This window comes from Mesorhizobium sp. M0166, from assembly GCF_040322255.1.
Classification (GTDB): domain Bacteria; phylum Pseudomonadota; class Alphaproteobacteria; order Rhizobiales; family Rhizobiaceae; genus Mesorhizobium.
On record NZ_JAMYTD010000023.1, the window covers coordinates 49,127 to 68,681 of the forward strand.

The following is a 19,555-nucleotide window of genomic DNA, read 5'->3' on the forward strand; positions in this document are numbered from 1 at the left end:
CCGAGCTGACCCACCGAAGAAACGAGTTCTAGTTACTCTTTCGCTTTATGTTCCAGAAGAATGGCTCAGGAGCCTCGGAGTCAAAGCCCTCGATATCGGCGCCGAACACTACGGCCTCGTTAGTCTCCCCGGTCAGGATAAACGGCACGTATTCCGATGCTCGCGCCTGGAGCTCACTCGCGATCTTCTTTTTCTGGTTTTCATCGACTGCGCCGATAAACGACGTCCGAAGTTCCTCAATCCTCTCGTCGCACGGCCAACCAAACCATGCCTTGTCGCAGTTTGACGCGAGCATCAGGTGCGTCAGCGGAGAAGATGCCGGCTGGCCCTCCATAATGTTGGGGAATAGGGTCCATCCGCCCTCCGAAACAGGGGCTTTGGAGGTACGGCGCGAGGTCAGGGTCGCCCAGTCCATCGACTGAACGTCGACCTTGGCCCCGATTTTTCTCAATTGCTGCGCTATATACAGGGCTCTTGCGTGGGCTGAAGGCCAGTCAGTCGGATCAAGAATGACAAACGGCGTTCCGTCGTACCCAGCTTCCTCGAATAGCTTCTTTGCTGCATCAAGGTCGGCGGGACCCCGGTGTCCGGTATATACCGTCTCGTCTCCATACCTTCCCTCGCAGGTGAGATAAGCATAGCAGACCCGCCAGAATTGCGCGTCGCCTGCGGAAGCGGCGTTGATTTCTTCCTGGTCGGCGAGGGAGGTGAGCGCTTTACGCAGTTTGACGTTGTTTAACGGGGGAACCACGTGGTTCAGGACGAGCAGGCCTTGGGAGGAAAATCCCTTCGCCACCACTAGTTTCAGGTTGTCCCGGAGAGACAGAGCGTTGTCTAGGGGTGCACCGATCCAAATATCTTGGCTGCCGGTCAGCATCGCAGCCATCGCAGTGTTTGCATCCGGAATATAGGAGAACTCGATATTGTCGAAGGTGGCTTCCTTCTTACCTGAATAGAAGCTCGCAGGATCGTTTCTCGGCTCATAATCCGGGTTTCTTGTGTAGATGCGTTTTTCGCCTGGCTTCCAGGATGAATAGTCGAATTCATATGGACCGGAACCAGTCGTGTCGGTGAGTTGCTCGGTGGGGGGGAGAGAGGCAACTCGCTTTGGCATTATGAAAGCAGGGTTGCCGGTTATGTGAGCAAGAGCCTCAGGGACATCGAACGGCTCACTCAGCTCGATACGAAAGGTCAGGTCGTCCACCGCAACGAAATCCTTGAGACGGGCTGCCAATAGCTTACCGGTCTGATCCTGAGAGACCCAGCGTCTGAGCGACTGAATCACGTCATCGGTCGTCATCGGACTACCGTCTGAGAACTTCAGCCCGTCGCGAAGCGTGATCGAGTAGCTTTTCTTATCGTCGCTTAGATCAACTTTGTCGGCCAGAGCAGGGCGCGGCGCCCCGGTTTCATCGAGCTCGAATAGTTTGTCGTAGATCAAATAGGCATGCACCAACGTGTCTCCCGACGTCGTGACTATCGGATCTACGATTTTTAGGTTGCCGGCTATTACGCGGAGCGTGTCCGCCTGTGCTTCGGCTGTGGAGAAGGCGCCAACAAAGACTGCGGCCAGCAGTGCTTGTTTCGTCGGTCTTTTCGACCTATTTGCATTCAACTTCATCTTCGTTCCCTCTATTGGTTTCAATGCCGAAAGGCTGAGATGCCCAACGGTTGCTCCTTTTCCCATTCCTCGTCCCAGACCATCACTGCGTGACCGGGAGAGACCTCGCGGTACTGGCGCACAGGTGGCACGTAATCTGCAGACCGAACCGGACTCTTGATTTCATCATTAGAGACCTGGCGTCTCTGCAGGCGCCGCGCCGGATCGGCGATCGGCACTGCCGCAAGCAGCCGTTTTGTGTAGGGATGCTGCGGATTTTGGAAAATAGCTTCTCGTGGACCGGTCTCGACGATCTCTCCGAGATACATCACAGCCACACGATGGCTCACCCGCTCGACCACAGCCATGTCGTGCGAGATGAAAAGATATGCGAGCCCCATGCGGGCCTGTAGGTCCAACATCAAATTGATGACCTGCGCCTTAACCGAGACGTCGAGCGCCGAGACAGCTTCGTCTGCAACGATTAGCCTCGGCTCGACCCCGAGCGCACGCGCGATACAGATGCGCTGGCGCTGGCCGCCCGAGAACTCATGCGGAAAGCGCTTGGCCATGTCGGGCGAGAGACCCACGCGCTGCATGAGATCAGCGACCTTGTCTCGCGCTTGGGAGCGGCTCGCCAAATTGTTGATCAGCAGAGGCTCGGCGATCGCGGTGCCGACATTCATACGAGGATTGAGCGATGCGAACGGATCCTGGAAAATCATTTGCATGCGATTGCGCTGCTTGCGCAATTCGTTCTGGCTCAGGCTCAGCAAATCCACTCCGTCAAGCAGCACCGAGCCTGAGAGTGGCTCGGTCAAGCGCATCACAGCGCGGCCCGTCGTTGACTTTCCGCAGCCGGATTCACCGACAAGCGCCAAAGTCTCGCCGCTCGTGACACTGAAGGAGACATTCTCGACCGCAAAAACGCGCCCGCTGACGGAGGAAAACATGCTGGAGCGCATCTCGAAGCGCTTCGTTAAACCGGCGACCTCGAGAACTGGGCGCTCGGCCTGCTTGACAGTGTCCGGCACCTCAGTCGGCACATCGGATACGCCAGTCGTTCGGTCAACAACTGGGAAACGCATTGGGCGCTTATGGCCCCTCATTGAGCCGAGTCTTGGGACGGCAGACAGCAGCGACCGGGTATAGGGGTGATCGGGGTGGTTGAAGATGTCCTCGGTGGGTCCGGTTTCGACCGCCTGGCCGTCATACATGACGACCGTGCGATCGGCTATCTCAGCGAGCACACCCATGTCGTGAGTAATAAAGAGGACGGACATGCCCTCCTCCTGCTGTAACTCCTTGATGAGTTCCAGGATTTGCGCCTGAATCGTCACGTCGAGCGCCGTTGTCGGCTCGTCCGCAATCAGGAGCTTCGGCTTGCAGGCTAAAGCCATCGCGATCATCACGCGTTGGCGCATTCCGCCCGAGAAGCGGTGCGGATATTCGTGGAAGCGTGATTTCGCAGCTGGGATGCGCACCCTTTCCAACAGTCTAACCGCCTCCGCCTCAGCCTCCGGACGTGACATGCCACGATGCAGGATCAGCGCTTCTGCGGTCTGAAAGCCGATAGTCAGAACCGGGTTCAACGACGTCATCGGTTCCTGGAAGATCATCGCGATTTCATTGCCTCGAATGCCGCGCATCTCAGCATCCGAAAGGGTGAGCAGTTCCTTGCCCTTAAGTTTGATCGACCCGTCGACCTTGCTGGAACCGGGTCGGTTGAGCCGCATGATCGAGAGCGCAGTCACGCTCTTGCCGGATCCGGATTCGCCTACGACGGCGACAGTCTCTCTCGCGCCGATCTCGAACGACACGCCATTCACAACGGGATTCCAGCGACCTCCCGCCCGGAAGGAGGTGACCAAATGAGAAACTGAAAGGACGGGAGGAGTCCTCTGCTGTCTAGGCACCGCAACAAGTTTAGGTCCAGGCGTGCGAAGGTCTTCCATCACTCTCCCCAGACTTCTCGGAAGACACGCAGCCAGTTCAATCCCAGTATCTTGCGTACGTCGCCTTCCTCGTACCCGCGGCGAATAAGCCCCTCCGTCATTCCGAGGAACATTTCGGGCGTTTCAATTTCCGGCGGGTTGTAATGGGGTGGGCGTGGGTAGGCGTCCGGGTTCCAAGCCCCCCCCCTGACAGCCTGCTCCCACTGGCTGATCACTGTGTCGAGGTCGGAGAACGGAAGAGTTCCCCACCAGTAATCGAGTCCCAGGCCGACATGGTCGATGCCGATGAGCGCTACGAAATGATCGATATGCGCTATCAGGTCGTCAAGCGACGGGCGCGCCGCGGCGCCGTTGGCCGGCACAACGAACTGCGGGACAGAGGTGATGCCGACAAGCCCCCCTGTGGCCGCTGCTGCCTTCGCTTGGTCGTCCTGGATGTTTCTCTTGCTGGGAAACACGGCGGCAGAGTTGGAATGAGAGAAGACCGCAGGTCTCGTAGTCAGCGACAAGGCATCCATTGTCGTCTTATAGCCGGTATGGGTACAGTCGACGATAACTCTGTTCTCGTTCAGCCTCCGAACAAGAGCCTTACCAAACCTGCTAAGTCCGCCGTCGATCTCTTCTTCGCATCCGTCCCCAACATAGTCTTTCCTGTTGTAGGTCAGTTGCACCATCCGCAAGCCCAGCGCTTGAAAGGCCTCGACCAGATTAAGCTCTGTCTCGAACGGTCCTGTGCCCTGAAAATGGAATAAGATACCCATCTGACCATCGCGCTTCGCAGCCTCAATATCAGATGCCTTTTCCACCAGCCTTAGGTCTTTTCTGGAGCGTATAGAGTGCAGCCAACTGCCGATCTCTTTTAACGCCGCGGCAGGAGAACCTTCGCCTGCGTTGACAGTCGGGGCCGCGCAAGTAACGCCGCCAGCTTTGTAGGACTCCACATATTTCTTCTGCTCAAGAAGCGGAGCCACAGCATCGATTATGACCGCATCGCGGTGAATTCTTTCGGCGTCCAAGCCATTCCTCCCAGAAAGTTCGCCAGCCGGGCCAACGAGGCATACGGTTCCATGCCACTTGGATCCAGAATTGTCAAGGCGTTGTAGATTGGATACAGTTGCCAGTTTCACATCTGGTATCCAGAAGAGAGAAAGTTTGATGGCTGGGATGAGTGTCATTGTCGTCGGCGCCGGCATTGTCGGACTGAGTGTTGCCTACGAGGCGCTACTGAGCGGAGCGGCTGTCACAATCATCGACCGAGACCCTGAGGGCGACAAAGCGTCATTCGGCAACGCCGGCGGCATCGCCGTAACCGAATTGATACCCCTGTCTGTCCCGGGATTGTGGAAGAAAGTGCCCTTCTGGGCTCTGGATCCGCTTGGCCCACTAGCGGTCCGGGTCAGACATACGCCTCATTTATTCCCGTGGCTTTGGCGGTTCGCAAAAGTGGGCTCAGCATCCGAAGTGCGACGGATTTCTGGCGTGCTCGCGGAGATCAACAGCCGCGTCTATGACGATCTCGTGCCGCTCTTCAACACGGTCGGCCTTGCGAACGATCTGTGTTGTAAGGGGGCGCTGACGGTCTACGAGAGCGAAAGCGGTCTGAGACGCGACAGGGCGGAGTGGGATGCAAAGCGTGCGCTGGGCGTAGTGACCCAAGAGTTGTCGGCGTCGCAGGTCAGGCATATGGAACCGGCGCTCGGTCCGATAGTGAAAAATGGGGTGTTCACGCCTCAGTGGTCGCATGTTTCGGATCCGAAGAGGATCGTGGACGTTTTGCGCTGCTGGCTTGCCGATAACGGCGCGGAGATCTTGCGAGGCCAGGTTGACCGTGTAGAGCCTAGAACCGACGGTGCGGCGCTTACGCTAAACGGCGGCAAGACACTGAGGGCAGCAAAGATCGTCATCGCAGCGGGCGCGTGGTCGGCACAACTCGCTATGCAATTGGGGGATCGCGTGCTTCTCGAGAGCGAGCGCGGATACAACACCACGATCGCCTCGCCGGGGGTTGCCCTGGAACGGGAAGTGATATTCGCAGACCGAAAATTTGTGGCGACGCCGCTTTCGATCGGGTTGCGGATCGGCGGGGCGGCCGAGTTCGGCGGATTGAAGGCTGCGCCGAACTTCGATCGCTCCAAAGCTCTCGTTAAGCTCGCCAAGCTCTATCTTCCGGGCATGAAGGAAGAGGGAGGCGTGGAGTGGATGGGTCACCGGCCTGCCACGCCAGATAGCCTGCCAGTCATTGGCCGCTCTGGTCCAAGCCCACACGTAATTTATGCGTTCGGTCACGGTCATCTTGGCCTGACGCAGGGCCCAACAACTGGCAAAATCGTCGGAGACCTCCTGTTCGGACGACAGCCATGCCTTAAAATGGAGTCTTTTTCTGTGGCCCGCTTCTCTCTCAAGAGGAAGCGTCTATAAGATGCTGGACTTTTGCGGCCCGCAAAAGTTCGGCAGGCGATCCTGCTGGGGCGCGACGTTCCGCGTCGATCAGCGACTGTTCCGGCCACAGTGGCAATCCCTGCCCTACAAGCCAGCGGCCGAGCCGGGAAGAGCGAGCCCGAAGAGCGTAGGCTAAGGGCTCTGCGGCGCAGCGCCACCAGGCGGCGCCCACCGCCCCAAAGGTCCCTCGCCTCGCGACATCCAATCAGAAAACGACGAAAGCCTTGCCAGCGACAATCAGCATGATAATTTGCCCGTGACCGCGCTCTGAGAGTCTCATCCAGATTGTCGCGCAGGTCTCTTCCAGATCGCCGCGCTATAGCACACCCTTCGCCACAGCTTCGCCACCCACCTTTTGGAAGCCGGCACGGACATAAGGATCGTTCAGGTGCTGCTGGGCCATCGCAGCCTGGCGACGACGACACTATACGCCCAGGTCTCAACGGCTGTGATCGGCCGGAGCGCCAGTCCTTTTGACCAACTCCGCATGGAGATCACGCCGCCCGGCTGAGCCGCGCGCCATGCGCCCGGATCTGGTGGGGATGTATTCCACCTTCACGAACTGATTATCGCCGCGACCATGCCGGCCAGATCGAATGGGCCGTCTACGCCAAGCCCCCGTTCGGCGGTCCCGAACAGGTCCTCGCCAATCTGGGCCGCTACACCCATCGCGTCGCCATCGCCAACAGCCGCCTCGTGAGCCTGGAGCAGGGAAAGGTCAGCTTCCGCTGGAAGGACTATCGCCACCACGACAAGTCCAAGCACAAGCTCATGACCGTAAGCGCCGACGAGTCCATCCGGCGCTTCCTGCTGCACGCTCTTCCAGACGGATTCCATCGCATCCGCCATTACGGCCTCCTCGCCACGGCCACCGCGTCGCCAAGCTCGGCCAGTGCCGTCTTCTTCTGGCGGCCCAGGCCGCTGACGCCGGAACCCGTCGGCCGACTATCGCCAGTGTTACCGCTGTCTCACAGGGCGCTCCCTGGACATCTGTCCGGGCTGCGGCGGCGCAATGGCCTCGCTCGGCCCGATCCCGCGCAAGGCCCCGACCTGGCCAGACACCTCATGACACGCTGCGCACCGACACGCTCGCACCGCCCATCCCGGCGTCTGCTACGGTCGCCGAAGGCCTTTGCGCGCCGCTAGTCAAAGTCGCAGCCTGGCTGTCGCCAGCAACGCTGCACCTCAGCGTCAACGACCCAATGGCGCCGTCTCTCGCGTCGCAGATGGTCCTGCATCGCAACGACGGGCGACCGCCCAAGAGCGATCGGCGAGACCGCTCCGGCGCCTCGGACACACCGTCGAGCCCTAAATCCCGATAGCCCCGCCCGCCATCCCGCGGTTCAGTTCAATCAGGCTTCAATGTAGTCGCGACCCATGCGTGCCCGCCCAATCGCCACCGCGACTACACAGAACCCTCCAGATTCACTTCCTCATGGAGGTGATTTGCCATGCCCAGGCCCTATTCGCTCGATCTGCGTGAACGCGTTGTGCAGTTTGTCGAGGCTGGCCATTCGCGGCGTGCGGCGCCGGCACATTTTGGGGTGTCGGTTTCGTTCGTCGTGATCCTGATGAGGAACTAACGAAAGACCGAGAGCCTGGCGCCCAAAGCTAGCGGAGGCCGCCGCCATTCCAAGCTCGACCCGCATCATGCGTTTCTGCTTGGTTGTGTGGCCGAGAAGGACGACATCACCATGCCGGAGCTTGCCGCCGAGCTGGCCGCTGCTGCAGGCGTCCAGGTGGCTCCCGCCTCGATCTCACGTTGGCTCATCAGGAACGGCTGCCGCTTCAAAAAAAACGCTGCTGGCCAGCGAGCAAGATCGACCCGACATCAGCAAGGCGCGCCTGCAGTGGCGGGCCAAACGCCAGCCGCGGATGCGGCTTGAGCCACGCCGGCTGGTGTTATCGACGAGACCGGAACCACTACGAAGATGACGCGCCTGCGCGGTCGCTGCCTGAAGGGTCGACGGTTGCGCTCAAAGGCACCGTTCGGACATTGGAAGACGCAGACCTTCATCGCCGGGCTGCACTGCCATGGGCTCACCGCCCTTTCGTCGTCGACACGCCGATGAACCGGCGCATCTTCGACACCTACGTCGAAACGCAGCTCGCTCCGACAGTGGCAAAGGGCGATATCGTCATCCTCGACAATCTCGCTGCCCACAAGAGCCCGGCCGCCGAGGCAGCCATCCGGGCCAGAGGCGCATGCTGCTCTTCCTGCCGCCCTACAGCCCCGATCTCAACCCAATCGAAATGGCTTTCGCCAAGCTCAAGGCGCATCTGCGCGCAAAGGCCATCAGAACCATCGACGCGCCCTGTGGCTGTCGATGCCGGCTCAATACTCCCCAGAAGTGCCGTTTGAATCTTCCCCAGTTTAGCGCTGTCGCCGGTCTTCCGGAGCGCGCTCCGGGAGACCGGCGGCGCGTGATCGTTGATGCTTCTCCTGATGGTCGGGAGAGGGATTTCGGTGATCAAGATCGGGGAGATGATGATGATACTGGATTTGCATCGGCAGGGCCTGTCGGTGTCGGCGATTGCCAGGGAGAGCGGGATCGACCGCAAGCCGGTGCGCAAATACATTGCGCGCGGGCTCGAGGCTCCGGCCTACCCTGCCCCCTGAGTCACGACGAATATAACGCCGCTGCGGGGCTGGGGCCCTAGGGCAGACGCGTGGGGCCTTGTACCGCTGTTAGTGCACCTGAGGATGGCTGAATTCCTGGTTCCTGCCCCATCGAGCGGCGGATGGCGCGCGTGCGGGTGAACAGGTCGAACAGCTTATCGCCTTCGCCCCAGCGGATCGCCCGCTGGAGGGAGGCGAGATCCTCCGAAAATCGAGCCAGCATTTCGAGGATCGCCTCACGGTTGTGCAGGCATACGTCGGGCCACATGGTGGGATCCGAGCCGGCGAGGCGAGTGAAATCGCGGAAGCCGGAAGCCGAATATTTGACGATCTCGCATTTTGTCACCGCCTCCAAGTCGTCCGCCATACCGACGATGTTGTAGGCGATGATGTGCGGCAGGTGCGAGACGATCGCTAGCGTCATGTCATGGTGCTGCGGGTCCATCGTGTCTATGCTGGAGCCGCAACGGCGCCAGAATTGGCAGAGCTTCTCTAGCGCGGCGGGGTCGGTGCCTTCCAGCGGTGTCAAGATGCACCAGCGGTTCTCGAACAGTTCGGCAAAACCCGCGTCAGGGCCTGACATCTCCGTGCCGGTCAGCGGATGGCCGGGGATGAAGTGTACGCCCTCCGGTACGAAGCGCTGCATCTGAGCGATCACGGAGGCTTTGGTGGAACCGACATCGGTAAGGATAGCGCCCTTCTTAAGCACCGGTGCGATCTCCTCAACAACGGCGCCGGAGGCACCGACGGGCACGGAGACGATGACAAGGCCGGCCCCGCGCACCGCCTCCTTCGCTTCGGCTGTATAGTCGTCGCCGAGCTTCAGGTCCTCAGCCCGCTTCAGGGTCTCGGCGCTACGAGTTGTGATGGCGATATGGCCGCCCAGCCGCTCGCGGGAGATGACTCGCGCCAGTGAAGAGCCTATCAGACCGATGCCGACCAAAGCGATCTTTTCAAACAGGGGTTTTGACATAACTATCTTTTCAGGAATGCGGTGTGCGGCGACTAAGCCGCGATGGCTGCTTCGGTTCCGACCGTCATCCGCAACGCATTGGGAATGCGCTAGCCTGCAACCCGCCGCAGCATATAGCCGCCTGCCTTGAATAATCGTCGACCCCTTGCGGGCATGCGGATTGATCTTTGTCAGGCCTGCGATCCCGTCAGAAAACCCCGTCCCCTCTCCCGCTCTCGATGGCACCAATGTTCGGAGATGGTCACCTTTTGCCTGGTGCCACCTACGCCTGCGCGAACCGGTAAGGGCTGGCTCATTATTGCTGTTCGCCAATGGTCGGAAATGGTGTTATCGACCAACTGATTAAGTCGGCGGCACGCTCAAGTATCCCCTCGGTCCGAGCACGGCTGGGTGAAACGGCCATAACATGTCCTATATAGTCTCGGTAATCACCTTTCCTGACGATCGGCGCCTTGGGATCAACACACAATTTGACCTCGACGACACCTTGTACGGCAGCCGCCCGCCTGTCGCCATCGATCCAATCGAGGATGCCATCGCGATCAGGAAGTAGGCCCCGCCACCCCGCGACATTGGAATGCCTTCTGTGTAAATCCCATTCCTGGCCAATGACAAGCTTGATGTGCTCGGTGATGAGATCGATACCGTAAGCCAGCTGAACCGGTTTAGGTCCGCCACCAAGACGCGGATTGACTTCAATGACGACTGGGCCACGCTTCGTCCACCGGAGTTCAATGCACGTTGGCCCCCAGCCAAGGGCGAGCGCTGGCAAACAGCTCAGCGAAACATCGACAATACTTCTATACTCCTCGTCGGTCAGTAGGGCCGGAAATGTGCCCCCCCGAAAGACGAAATGCGGTGGGGGGCCGAAGTTGGCGGCCCCAATCCCAATGGCCTCATTTCCCATTATATGAGCTATATAGAAAGGGCCTTGCGCGAATTCTTCCACCAGCATTCGAGGCGAAGACCGCCATATGTGTTTCCCGCCTAACAGATAGGTCGTATGTTCGGCCAACTCATCGACGTTGCGGCACAATCGGACACCCATGCTGCCGACGCCTACGGCTGGCTTAAGAACAACGGGCAGGCCGATGTCCGCAGCAGCGCTTTCCACGTCCGGCGCATTGGCTGCCATGCGATAAGCAGGTACTGGAACGCCAGCCTGCGCGAGGAGTTGACGTTGAGCGAACTTGTCGCAGCATCGTTCGATGGACGCGGGGTTGGGTCCTGGCAGATGGAAGTGTCGGCAGAGCTTGCCAACTGTCGCATAGACCAACTCGTCGGAGCTCGTAATGCCAGCAATTGCATAGGTCGCATGTAGCCGGGAACACTCGTCGATCAGCGCATCGAGATTGTCTGTATCGATACGGATTGCCTCAAGGCCTTCCGCCGCAAGATAGTCTTGTTTAGTCGGATCAGCCGACAGCGTAATTGGATGAAGGCCAAGACGCTGGGCTGCTTTCACGTATAGCAGACCGTTGCTCCTTGTCCCTTCAAGCAGGATGAGCGCTCTTCTTGTCATGGGCTGTTAACTCCGGCGTTAGTTCTGAGCAGCGGTCCAAGGGGTAAAGCTGGCATTGGCCTTTTACGGAATGTACCACTGTCGGGTGTCTGCAGTTGCGAAGACTTGTGAATTTGTTTTGTAGGATCTGTTGCACGACTGAATGGGCCGATTTCTTCAGTGGTCATGCTGTATAGCAGGGCGTGGCCCAAGCCTGTCCGACACCGCCGGCTCGCCCAACGCTGTCCTGTTGGCAATCTGCGGCGCCCTGGGCCATGGAGTCTATTCTCCGGCATAGCTGCTCGGCCGCTTCAGGCCGGATTCTCGATGCGCTGTATCAGGGTAGAAGGAGGCAGCAACAATGCGCGCCCTGAGGGTTGTCGAGATCGAGCGGCTAAAAGCTTGGTGCGGTCCGCCGGCGCTCGCCGCCTCCGATAAGGAGGTCGTCACCGGCGTTGGTTCTCTGTTCCGCATATTCATCTGGCGCCAGGATTAAACGACTACGCAAGCGGAACTGGTCACGGCAGAGCGATTCCGTCCGGGTGAGCCAAAAGACGCCGCACAGCACCCTTTCGGGATCTTTCGGCTGCTGGCCAACGATGGACCGGCTCCCTCAAAATTGACTTTGTATCCAATCTACACTCGCTTGACTTTTTCGATGCTAAGTGATTCGATCAACCACGCATTTCACACTAGCTCGCACAGGAGTTGGAACCGTGATGACGTCTCTCCGCACATCGATCTATCTCGGCATCGTTGCGCGTTTGCCCTCCCTGGCACTGCTACAGCGCGCGCGCAAAAGCCAGACGGCCGCGCCACTGCGCGTTGGTTCGGCTCGGTCTCGACCTTGAACTACGTCAGGAGTAATGCCGAATATTGGGGGTTGGGGAACCTCATTCTCAAGCCACTGCTCATCCTGACAAAAGACGGGAAGGTGGGGTCCTGGCTGGCTGAATCTTGGAGGCAGCCAAACCCGACGACATACGTCTACAGACTGCCAAAGGACGTCCGGTTTTCCAGTGGCAACGAGCTGACGGCCGCCGACGTGGCTTTCTCGTTGAACTTCTATCGGGAGCCCGGGTCCACCAACGCGTACAACTTCCCGGCAACCCTTAAGGATATCACCGCTATCGACCGGTACACGGTGCAGATCTCGCTCAGCGAGCCGGACGCAGCTTGGGCAGTAGCGCCCGCGGGGCCGCAGCTCGGCATGTTCGAGAAGGCGTTCTATGAGCAACATGAGGCCTCGTTCGGGCAGCCCGAGACCGGTGTTGTCGGCACCGGACCGTGGCAGCTCAGCAGTTTCAACCCAACCAGCGGCGCGGAGCTGACAGTCAACCCGCACTACTGGAGGGGCCTCGTCCCGATCCAGAGCATTTCTTGGAAGTTCTTCTCCAGTGAGAGCAGCGAGGCCCTCGCATTCCGCGCCGGTGAGATAGATGTTGCCTTCCCTTCGGACAGGCGTTCGTTCGCCGCGACGTCCGGCATCAATCTCAAAACCGCACCAGGAGTGGCGAATCAAGCGCAGTTCACGATGAACACGCTTGTTGATCGGTGGGATGATGTGCACCTGCGCCGCGCGGTCGCCTATCCGTTGGCCAAACCGGTGCTGATCAGCGCGTACGGTGGTTATGCCCAGCCGGTGAACACCTTAATTCCGCCGACGATGCTGCTCCAACTCGGGAGTCAGAAGGAGGTCGCCGCGGCACTGAGCTCCGTATCTGACTACTCGTACGACCTGGGCAAGGCGAAGGAAGGAAATCCAACATGCCTCGCACATATGTTTCAAGGAGAGTTAGTGTGCCGATCCAGACGCCCAACAATCCAATGACGGATCTCAAAGCCCCTTTGTTGCCGTCTCATCGCGTCGACCCGGCACTGCTGGACCAGGCACGTGGGGAAATGCAGCGCGATGGAGTTCCGGGAATCGCACTCGGTGTCTACCATGACGGCTGCGCCGCGACCGCTGGCCTGGGTGTAACGAACGTGTTGCATCCGCAGCCAGTCGGCGGCGACACGTTGTTCCAGATCGCGTCAATCACCAAAACGTTCACCGCCACTGCCGTCTTGCAGCTCGTAGAGCAGGGGCGACTCAGCTTGAACGACCCGGTCCGCGCCCACCTGCCGCAGTTCACCGTCGCAGACGCAGATGTTTCAGCTGCCGTGACCATCCGCGATTGCTTGACCCACAGCTGCGGTTGGGAGGGAGACTTTTACGAGGACCCCGGCTGGGGCGATGACGCGCTGGCCGCCATGGTCGCGCGGATGCGCAAGCTGGTCCAGGTGACGCCACTGGGTCGGATGTGGTCGTACAACAATGCTGCCTTTTACGTTCTCGGGCGGATCCTTGAGGTGCTGCACGGTCGACCCTTTGAAGACGTGCTCGCCGAAGCCCTGCTCACACCTCTCGGTATCGACGGCACCTGCTTCTTCGCGCATGATCTGATCCATCGCAACTTCGCCGTAGGACATGCCGAGTTCGAGGGGCAGACAGTGATCGCACGGCCGTGGGCGATGCCCCGCTGCGGCAATCCCATTGGCGGCCTGATTGCAAGCGCCGACCACCTTATGCGCTACGCGCAGTTCCAGTTGGAGGGGGCGGCGGTGCTCAGCGACGCCATGCGGTTGGCCGCCTTCGAGCCGGCCGGTCCCTCGAGCGACACCCCCGCGATCGGCTTGGGCTGGTGGCTTGACGACACCACCGGAGAACGTGTCGTAAGCCACAGCGGTGGGGCCAACGGCCAACCCTGCCTTCTCGCGATGATCCCGTCACGGCGGTTTGCCTTGACCGTGCTGACCAACGGCAGCAACGGGTGGATCACAGCCCGGCGGCTCTTGAAGTGGGCGATGCGGACCTACTTCGACCTCGCCTCGCCCGAGCCTCAAGCTCAGACGGACTCCGATGCGGACTCCTGGCTGGGGACCTACGAGGCCCGCCTAGAACGTCGCGTGCTGCGCCGCGAGGGAGAGCGGCTCGTGCTCGATCTAACGGACGAGGAGTGGCTCGACGGTATGAATCCGCCTCCCATTTCGCGGTGCGGTCTGGAGGTCCAGCCGGCTGGTCGGGACACGATGCTTATCCAGCCAGGCAAGCGCGCGGAGCAGATCGGAAACTTCTTGCGCGATACGAATGGCGAGATCCGTTGGATGCGCATCGCCCACCGGGCCGCACTACGCAAGTGAACCCTGGGCACGCCTCGGCGCCCCCTACTGCGAGCCAGACATCACATCTCGACCGTTCAGGTTCAAGGTTCAAAGAGGCCATTGCTTTTGAGAAGCGCACAACATCGACGAACAGAAGTGCATCTTTGCAGGTCGCGGGAAAGCGAACTATTGGCCTATGATGAACTACTTAATCACACCCGATCAATATTTCATGACCTCGCCAGCAGCACGATCAATGAGATAAAATCGCTCGAGCGAGTTGGCTTTTTCTATGAGCGTCGGGTCGCCACGACGCCGGCAGATTTCCTTCAACCAGCCATACATATCCTCGCAGTGGACCTTGTGGAAAAAGTGAAGCTTCGCAAGAATCGCGACGATCTCTCGATAATTGGCCTCACTGATAATCTCAGATAATCCCAGAATGGATGCGAGCGCTTCATTGGTCCACTCCTTGCGGATGTCGACCCTGGCATTTCTTGCCAATGGCTCTTCGACATTTCTTGCAACCTCGTCCAGAGGGCGAGTCCCCTCGATGTCGACCACAAGATGTAATCGTGGTGTTGGTGAGAAACATCCCGCGCTGTGCGACAGGCTTGCATCAAGGAACCAGATCTCACCTAGTCTCATGTGGAATATATTATTCTCCTCTGTATTTGCACACCTCTCATTAGTGTCTATAACTAAGTGCAATCTAATAAACTTCCCGTCTAGTTCTAAGTAATCGCGGTGAGGAATTATACAAGCATTTTCTGATATGCGGATGGTCCGCGCGTAACGTATAGAGTCCCTATCAAAGTGATTTTCTAACAATTCATTGAGATAGGGCAAGGATTGGCCGAGAGGTGTTGCCACTGCTGGGCTCTCGTGGACGACCACTCTCTCCTCCTCCTGCTTCCCCGACCGATTGCGGAGCATGCAGAATTCCCACCGCCCGCACGCGAAATCCGAATATTCGGTCGAGAACTTGGACTTCGCCAAGACGGCCAAATCATCTGCCAGTCGCCTTTGGTCAAGCTGGACCACACCCAATAGCTGCGTTGTCATTATCTAGCCTCCGAATTTGCTCACTTCGAAAATCAGGCAGCCTCTGTGCGACTTATCCTATGGGATATGCGCGTTGTGCCTCGTTCCTGGCCTCTTCCTTAAGGAAGCCATATGGCTCATTCTGCATGGCGCGAACCAATATGGACTCCATGTCTTTCACGCTGACGAGCCTTGCGTAGGTTCCACCCAGCTCGAAGTCACGCCTGACGTCCTTCAATTCATGATCGTCGCGAGCGACGTCACGCGCAAGAAACCTATACTCGGGCCTTCCCACAACATCGCGAACATAGATCGATGATGAGACGTTCAGCGGCCCGGTCCCGAAATCAACGATACCGTCGATGTCGGTCGTCTTCATGTACGGCACATGCGCCAACAATTCGCAGCGGTGCACATGGGTAGCGACCGGGGTACCTAGGCCCATGACAAAGCCTCCAAGCTGGCTGATCAATCCAAAAATCGAGTCGTCACCGAACGGACTACATTTCCACCAGTCGGCTTCACACAATTCCTGCGTTCTCGGGCCGGTCACGACCATTGAGTAAGCGGGATGTTTGGTGCGCCCAGCAGGAAGTTCTCGCATCAGGAGATCTGCCAACACCCCTGCTTCTGATTTGGTTTGCTTCCAATGAAAACGCTGCGTAGTGCAGTAGCTCAAAGTGAACGCTGGGAGAATAACGGTAGACGATGCGGAGATGCGCTCTATCCCTTCAAGAAGGATGGTCGCCGCCTCCTTGGCAGTCACATTTCTTAAAGCTGCAAGCGATGAATGCAGTACGACCACGCTCGGGTCCTGATTTTCAATGTATTCGACTATTTGTTCCAACTCGTCCTTAAGTTCGGCCTGCTGTCCGCCCTTGCCTGTAGTGCTCGCATGAGATTCGCTGCGATCTACGGATTGAATTCGCGTTGACCACTCCCTGAGCGACAGATCTTGCTCTTGATAGACGTCCTCGCCAAACATGAGGTTTGCCTCGGCCAACTCGAGTTGGATGTCGAGGAAGTTCAATGAATCTATCTCGCACTCTCGAGCCATTATGTCGGGAAAGACCCATATTCCCTTGGCGGCGTGTACCGCTCGCAGCAAGTGATCCAACGGTGATCCAGCCGACTGTTCAGTCTGCGGTGTGGTAGGTTTGATGTTACCCCGGAGCGCCTCCTTGGCAATTTTCTGAAGAGCGCGCTGATTGAGTTTTCCATTGGCGGTAAAAGGGAACCCGGCTAGAGGCACGACAAGCCTCGGAACACGATCATCCGGCAGGACATCCGTCAGTCGCCGATGAACTTTCATCACGTCGGCGTCCGCAGGCGTCACCATGCAGACCAGATCCTGGCCCTGATCGTCGCCTTTATCCACTACGACCACCGCTGAGTCGATGCATAGGCCTGTCCCGTCGATAGCGCTGGTAATCTCCCCTTTTTCCAGCCGGGTTCCTCGATACTTGATCTGATCGTCGTTTCTTCCAATAAATCGCAATCCGCTATCTACGGACGCCACGACATAGTCTCCCGTGCGGTACAGAATTTCTTTGCCGTTAGCAGTCGAGAATGGCACGAAGCGAAGTTTCGACTGCGCTTCATCCGCAACGTAGCGTTGGGACGCCTGCACGCCTCCCACCCAGAGCTCGCCCTCAACGTCAAAACCAACGTTGGCTTTGTTTTCGTCAAGAACATAGAAATCAACGTTGAGCGCTGGTTTTCCGATAAACATCGGCAGGTCTGCATCACCACGACGGCAATAGTGATAGCTCACGGCAACACAGCACTCGGTTGGGCCGTAGCTGTTTATTAGCGTCGCGCTGGGAAGCACCTTGTAAAATCGCCGCCGAACAGAATCGGGCAGGGATTCGCCATTGCAAACAATGAACTTTAGATCGACTAACCGTTGCGCTAAATAAGGGAGCCGTTCGAGAGTTCCAAGGAAGCGTCGCAGCAACGTTGGAACCATCTGAATGACGTTCGTACGGCTTTGAACTAGGAATTCGATTGTTTGAACGATCTGCGCATTTAGTTGCGTGGTAGGTAAAACGATTGTGCCGCCGGTCGCGAATGGTACGAAGAACTCCGGAATCGAGACATCGAATGCTGGCCGTGTAAGCTGCGAGATGCTGGTGCACTCCGAGAAGTCGACCATGTCGATGTACCAGTCGACCAAATTTAGAAGAGCTCCGTGGGAAACCGGCACCCCTTTCGGGATTCCAGTGCTCCCGGAGGTGTGCATGATGTATGCTATGTCTGAGAAGCCCGAGTTGATGCCCTCGCCCATCGGAATGCCCTCAACGCGCATCAAACCACTTGGATCCGAACTAACGGTCGCTTTGGCGTTCGTATTGCGGATTATGTGGTCCAACCGGGCGTTGGAATCCGATGGATCAACAGGCACGTAGGCAACACCCAGCATTTGGGTAGCAAGAATGACGGTGACAAGATCAACCGATCGCGGGAGGTTGACTACTACCGCATCGCCAGGGCGGATGCCGATGGCTTCGAACCGCCCAATAAGACTTGACGCGGACGTCCCCAACTCCCGATAGCTTACGTCGCCGCGCTCATTCGTACGCACGGCAATGTTCGATGGAAATTTGTCCAAAGTCCTAGCGATAATATCTGGCAATTTGTCCTGACCAAAGCGTGACGACCGGCTCGGACCGGATAGGGTCGGGATCAGGCTTTGCATCGTGTGCGTCTCCATTACAATTTCCGTTCAGCCCTGAGGCTTTCAGGTATCAACTTGGGAGCTTTGCTCGGTGACGAGGTCTGGTCGAAGTCAAGGCCGCGAGAGGGCGGCCAATCTCATTTTTCGCTCAGCATCACGACATGGGACCTTCAACAATCGTGCCAAATAAGCCTGAGAGAGCCGAAAAAATGTATCCGCCTAGTTCAATGGTTTACGGCGGGAACAGCCCGAACGCTGTCGTGTCGTGGCCGATAGATCCGACAGCAGTTGTCGGTTACCCGACGTCTTCCGACAATGGGATACTTCGCGATGTATCTGGAGATCGCTTTATCAGATTCGCTATGCGAACCCACGCAGCCAGCAGCCGTCTCAGGAGAAGTCACGCCTATGCCGCCGGATCACGGACTGGACCGCCTGATGGCATCACAATTCAGGAGGCTGCCTGCGGGAGCGCGCGGGAGTTTGGCTCTGGTTTCCCGAGCCTCCGTGCGAATATGCAAAAGAAAGAGCCGAAGATGTTTCGCCCCGCCAATAAGTCGTCGAGCTCGAAATTCGTGGCTTACGAAGTCCCCGCATCCTAGATAAGATGGCCCTTGCGCCAGCTTGCTGCGCGGCACGAAAAACCGCGTTGATCGTATTTCGGCTCGGCCTCTGCACGGACCTTATGATTCTTTAGCCGTTGGCTTTGGGTACGCGTTTGCCAATTTGAGGCGCGCGCCTGTTCGGTTGAGAACATCCACTTGAAGGGACGCCACTGGTGTTCCGCAGGTGCTCCCAGGCAGCAGTCTCTGGAACGAGGCGATCGTAGCTTTCAAATCCGACGATCGAGGCACCGGCCGCCCAGAACGCCGATTTCGATCTCGACCATGTTGAGGCAGTTGGCGTGCGGGTCGACAGATTGTCGAGCACCATCCTGACGCGTTCGGCTTGGGGGGGTAATGTCGACGAGGTCGCGCATGCAGCGGGCGGAGTCGTCGGCCGCGCGCCGATCGGTAATCTTCACCTTGCGCGAAGCCGCTCGCGAGCGCGCCGTTAATAGCGCTGTAGCTGCTACGCGGGAGCGGCGAGGGTGTGGCATCCTTTGGCGCTGTCGAACCTACCAAAGGAGCGCCCCCATGTCGGAAGCATTTGACGCGACCCGGTCCCTCGCCCCTTCGACCAAGGTACGACGTTGGTTGTTGTGGTCGAGATGAGCCAATCGAAGTGGCTGGTCGCAGCGATTGTTCCAGGACTTGAGCGCCGAACGCTCAAGAGACTTGATCCTGATCCGCAGATACAGCTGAAGCTGTTGCATTGCTGGCGCAAACGAAGCCGAGCAGTCAGGACAACTGATTAAGCGGATCACGGTTGCCTACGAGGCTGGACGCGACGACTTCTGGCTGGCGCGCTGGCTGCAGGGCCGGGCCGTCGAGGCTCATGTGACCCATCCCTCGAGCGTCGCAGTGTCGCGCGAACACCGGCGCGCCAAGACCGATCGCCTCGACACCGAGCTTTTGATGCGCGCCTTTCTCGGCTGGTTGCGCGGCGAGTGGCGCCACTGCAGTATGGCGGAGATTCCCACAGTCGATGAGGAGGACGCAC

The 19,555-nt window shown here is 58.5% G+C and carries 12 protein-coding genes and 4 pseudogenes; 8 read left to right on the forward strand and 8 right to left on the reverse strand.

The window, feature by feature from the left end:
* Positions 1 to 28: 28 nt before the first annotated feature.
* Genes NKJ46_RS22830 through NKJ46_RS22840 form a run of 3 tightly spaced genes read right to left on the reverse strand, consistent with a single transcriptional unit; the run spans position 29 to position 4,571 of the window.
* A complete protein-coding gene (locus tag NKJ46_RS22830; RefSeq protein WP_352667812.1) occupies positions 29 to 1,621 on the reverse strand; it encodes an ABC transporter substrate-binding protein in 1,593 nt (530 codons plus the stop codon).
* Positions 1,622 to 1,641: 20 nt separating this feature from the next.
* Positions 1,642 to 3,555 carry an ABC transporter ATP-binding protein gene (locus NKJ46_RS22835; RefSeq protein WP_352667814.1) on the reverse strand — a complete coding sequence of 638 codons (1,914 nt, stop codon included), beginning with the start codon at positions 3,553 to 3,555 and terminating at the stop codon, positions 1,642 to 1,644.
* A complete protein-coding gene (locus tag NKJ46_RS22840; RefSeq protein WP_352667815.1) occupies positions 3,555 to 4,571 on the reverse strand; it encodes a dipeptidase in 1,017 nt (338 codons plus the stop codon). The genes NKJ46_RS22835 and NKJ46_RS22840 overlap by 1 nt, the downstream gene beginning before the upstream one ends.
* A gap of 88 nt (positions 4,572 to 4,659) precedes the next feature.
* On the opposite strand from NKJ46_RS22840, the gene NKJ46_RS22845 reads away from it, so the two are divergent.
* The 5 genes and pseudogenes from NKJ46_RS22845 to NKJ46_RS22870 all read left to right on the forward strand — a co-directional run.
* Positions 4,660 to 5,973, forward strand: coding sequence for an NAD(P)/FAD-dependent oxidoreductase (locus tag NKJ46_RS22845; RefSeq protein WP_352667816.1), 1,314 nt, complete (start codon positions 4,660 to 4,662; stop codon positions 5,971 to 5,973).
* 343 nt (positions 5,974 to 6,316) lie between these two features.
* Positions 6,317 to 6,505, forward strand: a pseudogene (locus tag NKJ46_RS22850) (tyrosine-type recombinase/integrase); the annotation flags it as partial.
* A 71-nt stretch (positions 6,506 to 6,576) separates the two neighbouring features.
* A pseudogene (locus tag NKJ46_RS34810) lies at positions 6,577 to 7,063 on the forward strand (IS91 family transposase); the annotation flags it as partial.
* A gap of 382 nt (positions 7,064 to 7,445) precedes the next feature.
* Positions 7,446 to 8,349 (forward strand): annotated as a pseudogene (locus NKJ46_RS34815) (IS630 family transposase); the annotation flags it as partial.
* A gap of 91 nt (positions 8,350 to 8,440) precedes the next feature.
* Positions 8,441 to 8,602 (forward strand): annotated as a pseudogene (locus tag NKJ46_RS22870) (IS21 family transposase); the annotation flags it as partial.
* A gap of 49 nt (positions 8,603 to 8,651) precedes the next feature.
* On the opposite strand, the gene NKJ46_RS22875 reads toward NKJ46_RS22870, so the two are convergent.
* Together NKJ46_RS22875 and NKJ46_RS22880 are read right to left on the reverse strand one after the other, a co-directional pair.
* Complete coding sequence (locus NKJ46_RS22875) at positions 8,652 to 9,587, reverse strand: prephenate/arogenate dehydrogenase family protein (RefSeq protein WP_352667818.1); 936 nt, start codon at positions 9,585 to 9,587, stop codon at positions 8,652 to 8,654.
* Positions 9,588 to 9,882: 295 nt separating this feature from the next.
* On the reverse strand, positions 9,883 to 11,109 hold the full coding sequence (locus NKJ46_RS22880) for an ATP-grasp domain-containing protein (protein ID WP_352667819.1): 1,227 nt from the start codon (positions 11,107 to 11,109) through the stop codon (positions 9,883 to 9,885).
* 340 nt (positions 11,110 to 11,449) lie between these two features.
* Between NKJ46_RS22880 and NKJ46_RS22885 the strand changes: the two genes are divergently transcribed.
* The 3 genes from NKJ46_RS22885 to NKJ46_RS22895 all read left to right on the forward strand — a co-directional run bounded on the left by NKJ46_RS22885 (position 11,450) and on the right by NKJ46_RS22895 (position 14,271).
* Complete coding sequence (locus NKJ46_RS22885; protein WP_352667820.1) at positions 11,450 to 11,584, forward strand: hypothetical protein; 135 nt, start codon at positions 11,450 to 11,452, stop codon at positions 11,582 to 11,584.
* Between the two features lie 351 nt (positions 11,585 to 11,935).
* On the forward strand, positions 11,936 to 12,919 hold the full coding sequence (locus tag NKJ46_RS22890; protein ID WP_352667821.1) for an ABC transporter substrate-binding protein: 984 nt from the start codon (positions 11,936 to 11,938) through the stop codon (positions 12,917 to 12,919).
* On the forward strand, positions 12,889 to 14,271 hold the full coding sequence (locus NKJ46_RS22895) for a serine hydrolase domain-containing protein (protein ID WP_352667822.1): 1,383 nt from the start codon (positions 12,889 to 12,891) through the stop codon (positions 14,269 to 14,271). The genes NKJ46_RS22890 and NKJ46_RS22895 overlap by 31 nt, the downstream gene beginning before the upstream one ends.
* 183 nt (positions 14,272 to 14,454) lie before the next feature.
* On the opposite strand, the gene NKJ46_RS22900 is transcribed toward NKJ46_RS22895, so the two are convergent.
* From NKJ46_RS22900 to NKJ46_RS34820, 3 genes are all read right to left on the reverse strand, one after another.
* Entirely contained in the window at positions 14,455 to 15,297 is an 843-nt protein-coding gene (locus NKJ46_RS22900) for an aspartyl/asparaginyl beta-hydroxylase domain-containing protein (RefSeq protein WP_352667823.1), read from the reverse strand.
* Positions 15,298 to 15,349: 52 nt separating this feature from the next.
* Positions 15,350 to 17,989, reverse strand: coding sequence for an AMP-binding protein (locus NKJ46_RS22905; RefSeq protein WP_352667825.1), 2,640 nt, complete (start codon positions 17,987 to 17,989; stop codon positions 15,350 to 15,352).
* A 796-nt stretch (positions 17,990 to 18,785) separates the two neighbouring features.
* Entirely contained in the window at positions 18,786 to 18,977 is a 192-nt protein-coding gene (locus tag NKJ46_RS34820; protein ID WP_502903441.1) for a hypothetical protein, read from the reverse strand.
* Positions 18,978 to 19,555 lie beyond the last annotated feature (578 nt).

Coding starts and splice junctions, on each gene's coding strand:
- NKJ46_RS22830 (WP_352667812.1), bottom strand. CDS start 1,621: ATGAAGTTGAATGCAAATAGGTCGAAAAGACCGACGAAACAAGCACTG.
- NKJ46_RS22835 (WP_352667814.1), bottom strand. CDS start 3,555: ATGGAAGACCTTCGCACGCCTGGACCTAAACTTGTTGCGGTGCCTAGA.
- NKJ46_RS22875 (WP_352667818.1), bottom strand. CDS start 9,587: ATGTCAAAACCCCTGTTTGAAAAGATCGCTTTGGTCGGCATCGGTCTG.
- NKJ46_RS22880 (WP_352667819.1), bottom strand. CDS start 11,109: ATGACAAGAAGAGCGCTCATCCTGCTTGAAGGGACAAGGAGCAACGGT.
- NKJ46_RS22885 (WP_352667820.1), top strand. CDS start 11,450: ATGCGCGCCCTGAGGGTTGTCGAGATCGAGCGGCTAAAAGCTTGGTGC.
- NKJ46_RS22900 (WP_352667823.1), bottom strand. CDS start 15,297: ATGACAACGCAGCTATTGGGTGTGGTCCAGCTTGACCAAAGGCGACTG.
- NKJ46_RS22905 (WP_352667825.1), bottom strand. CDS start 17,989: ATGGAGACGCACACGATGCAAAGCCTGATCCCGACCCTATCCGGTCCG.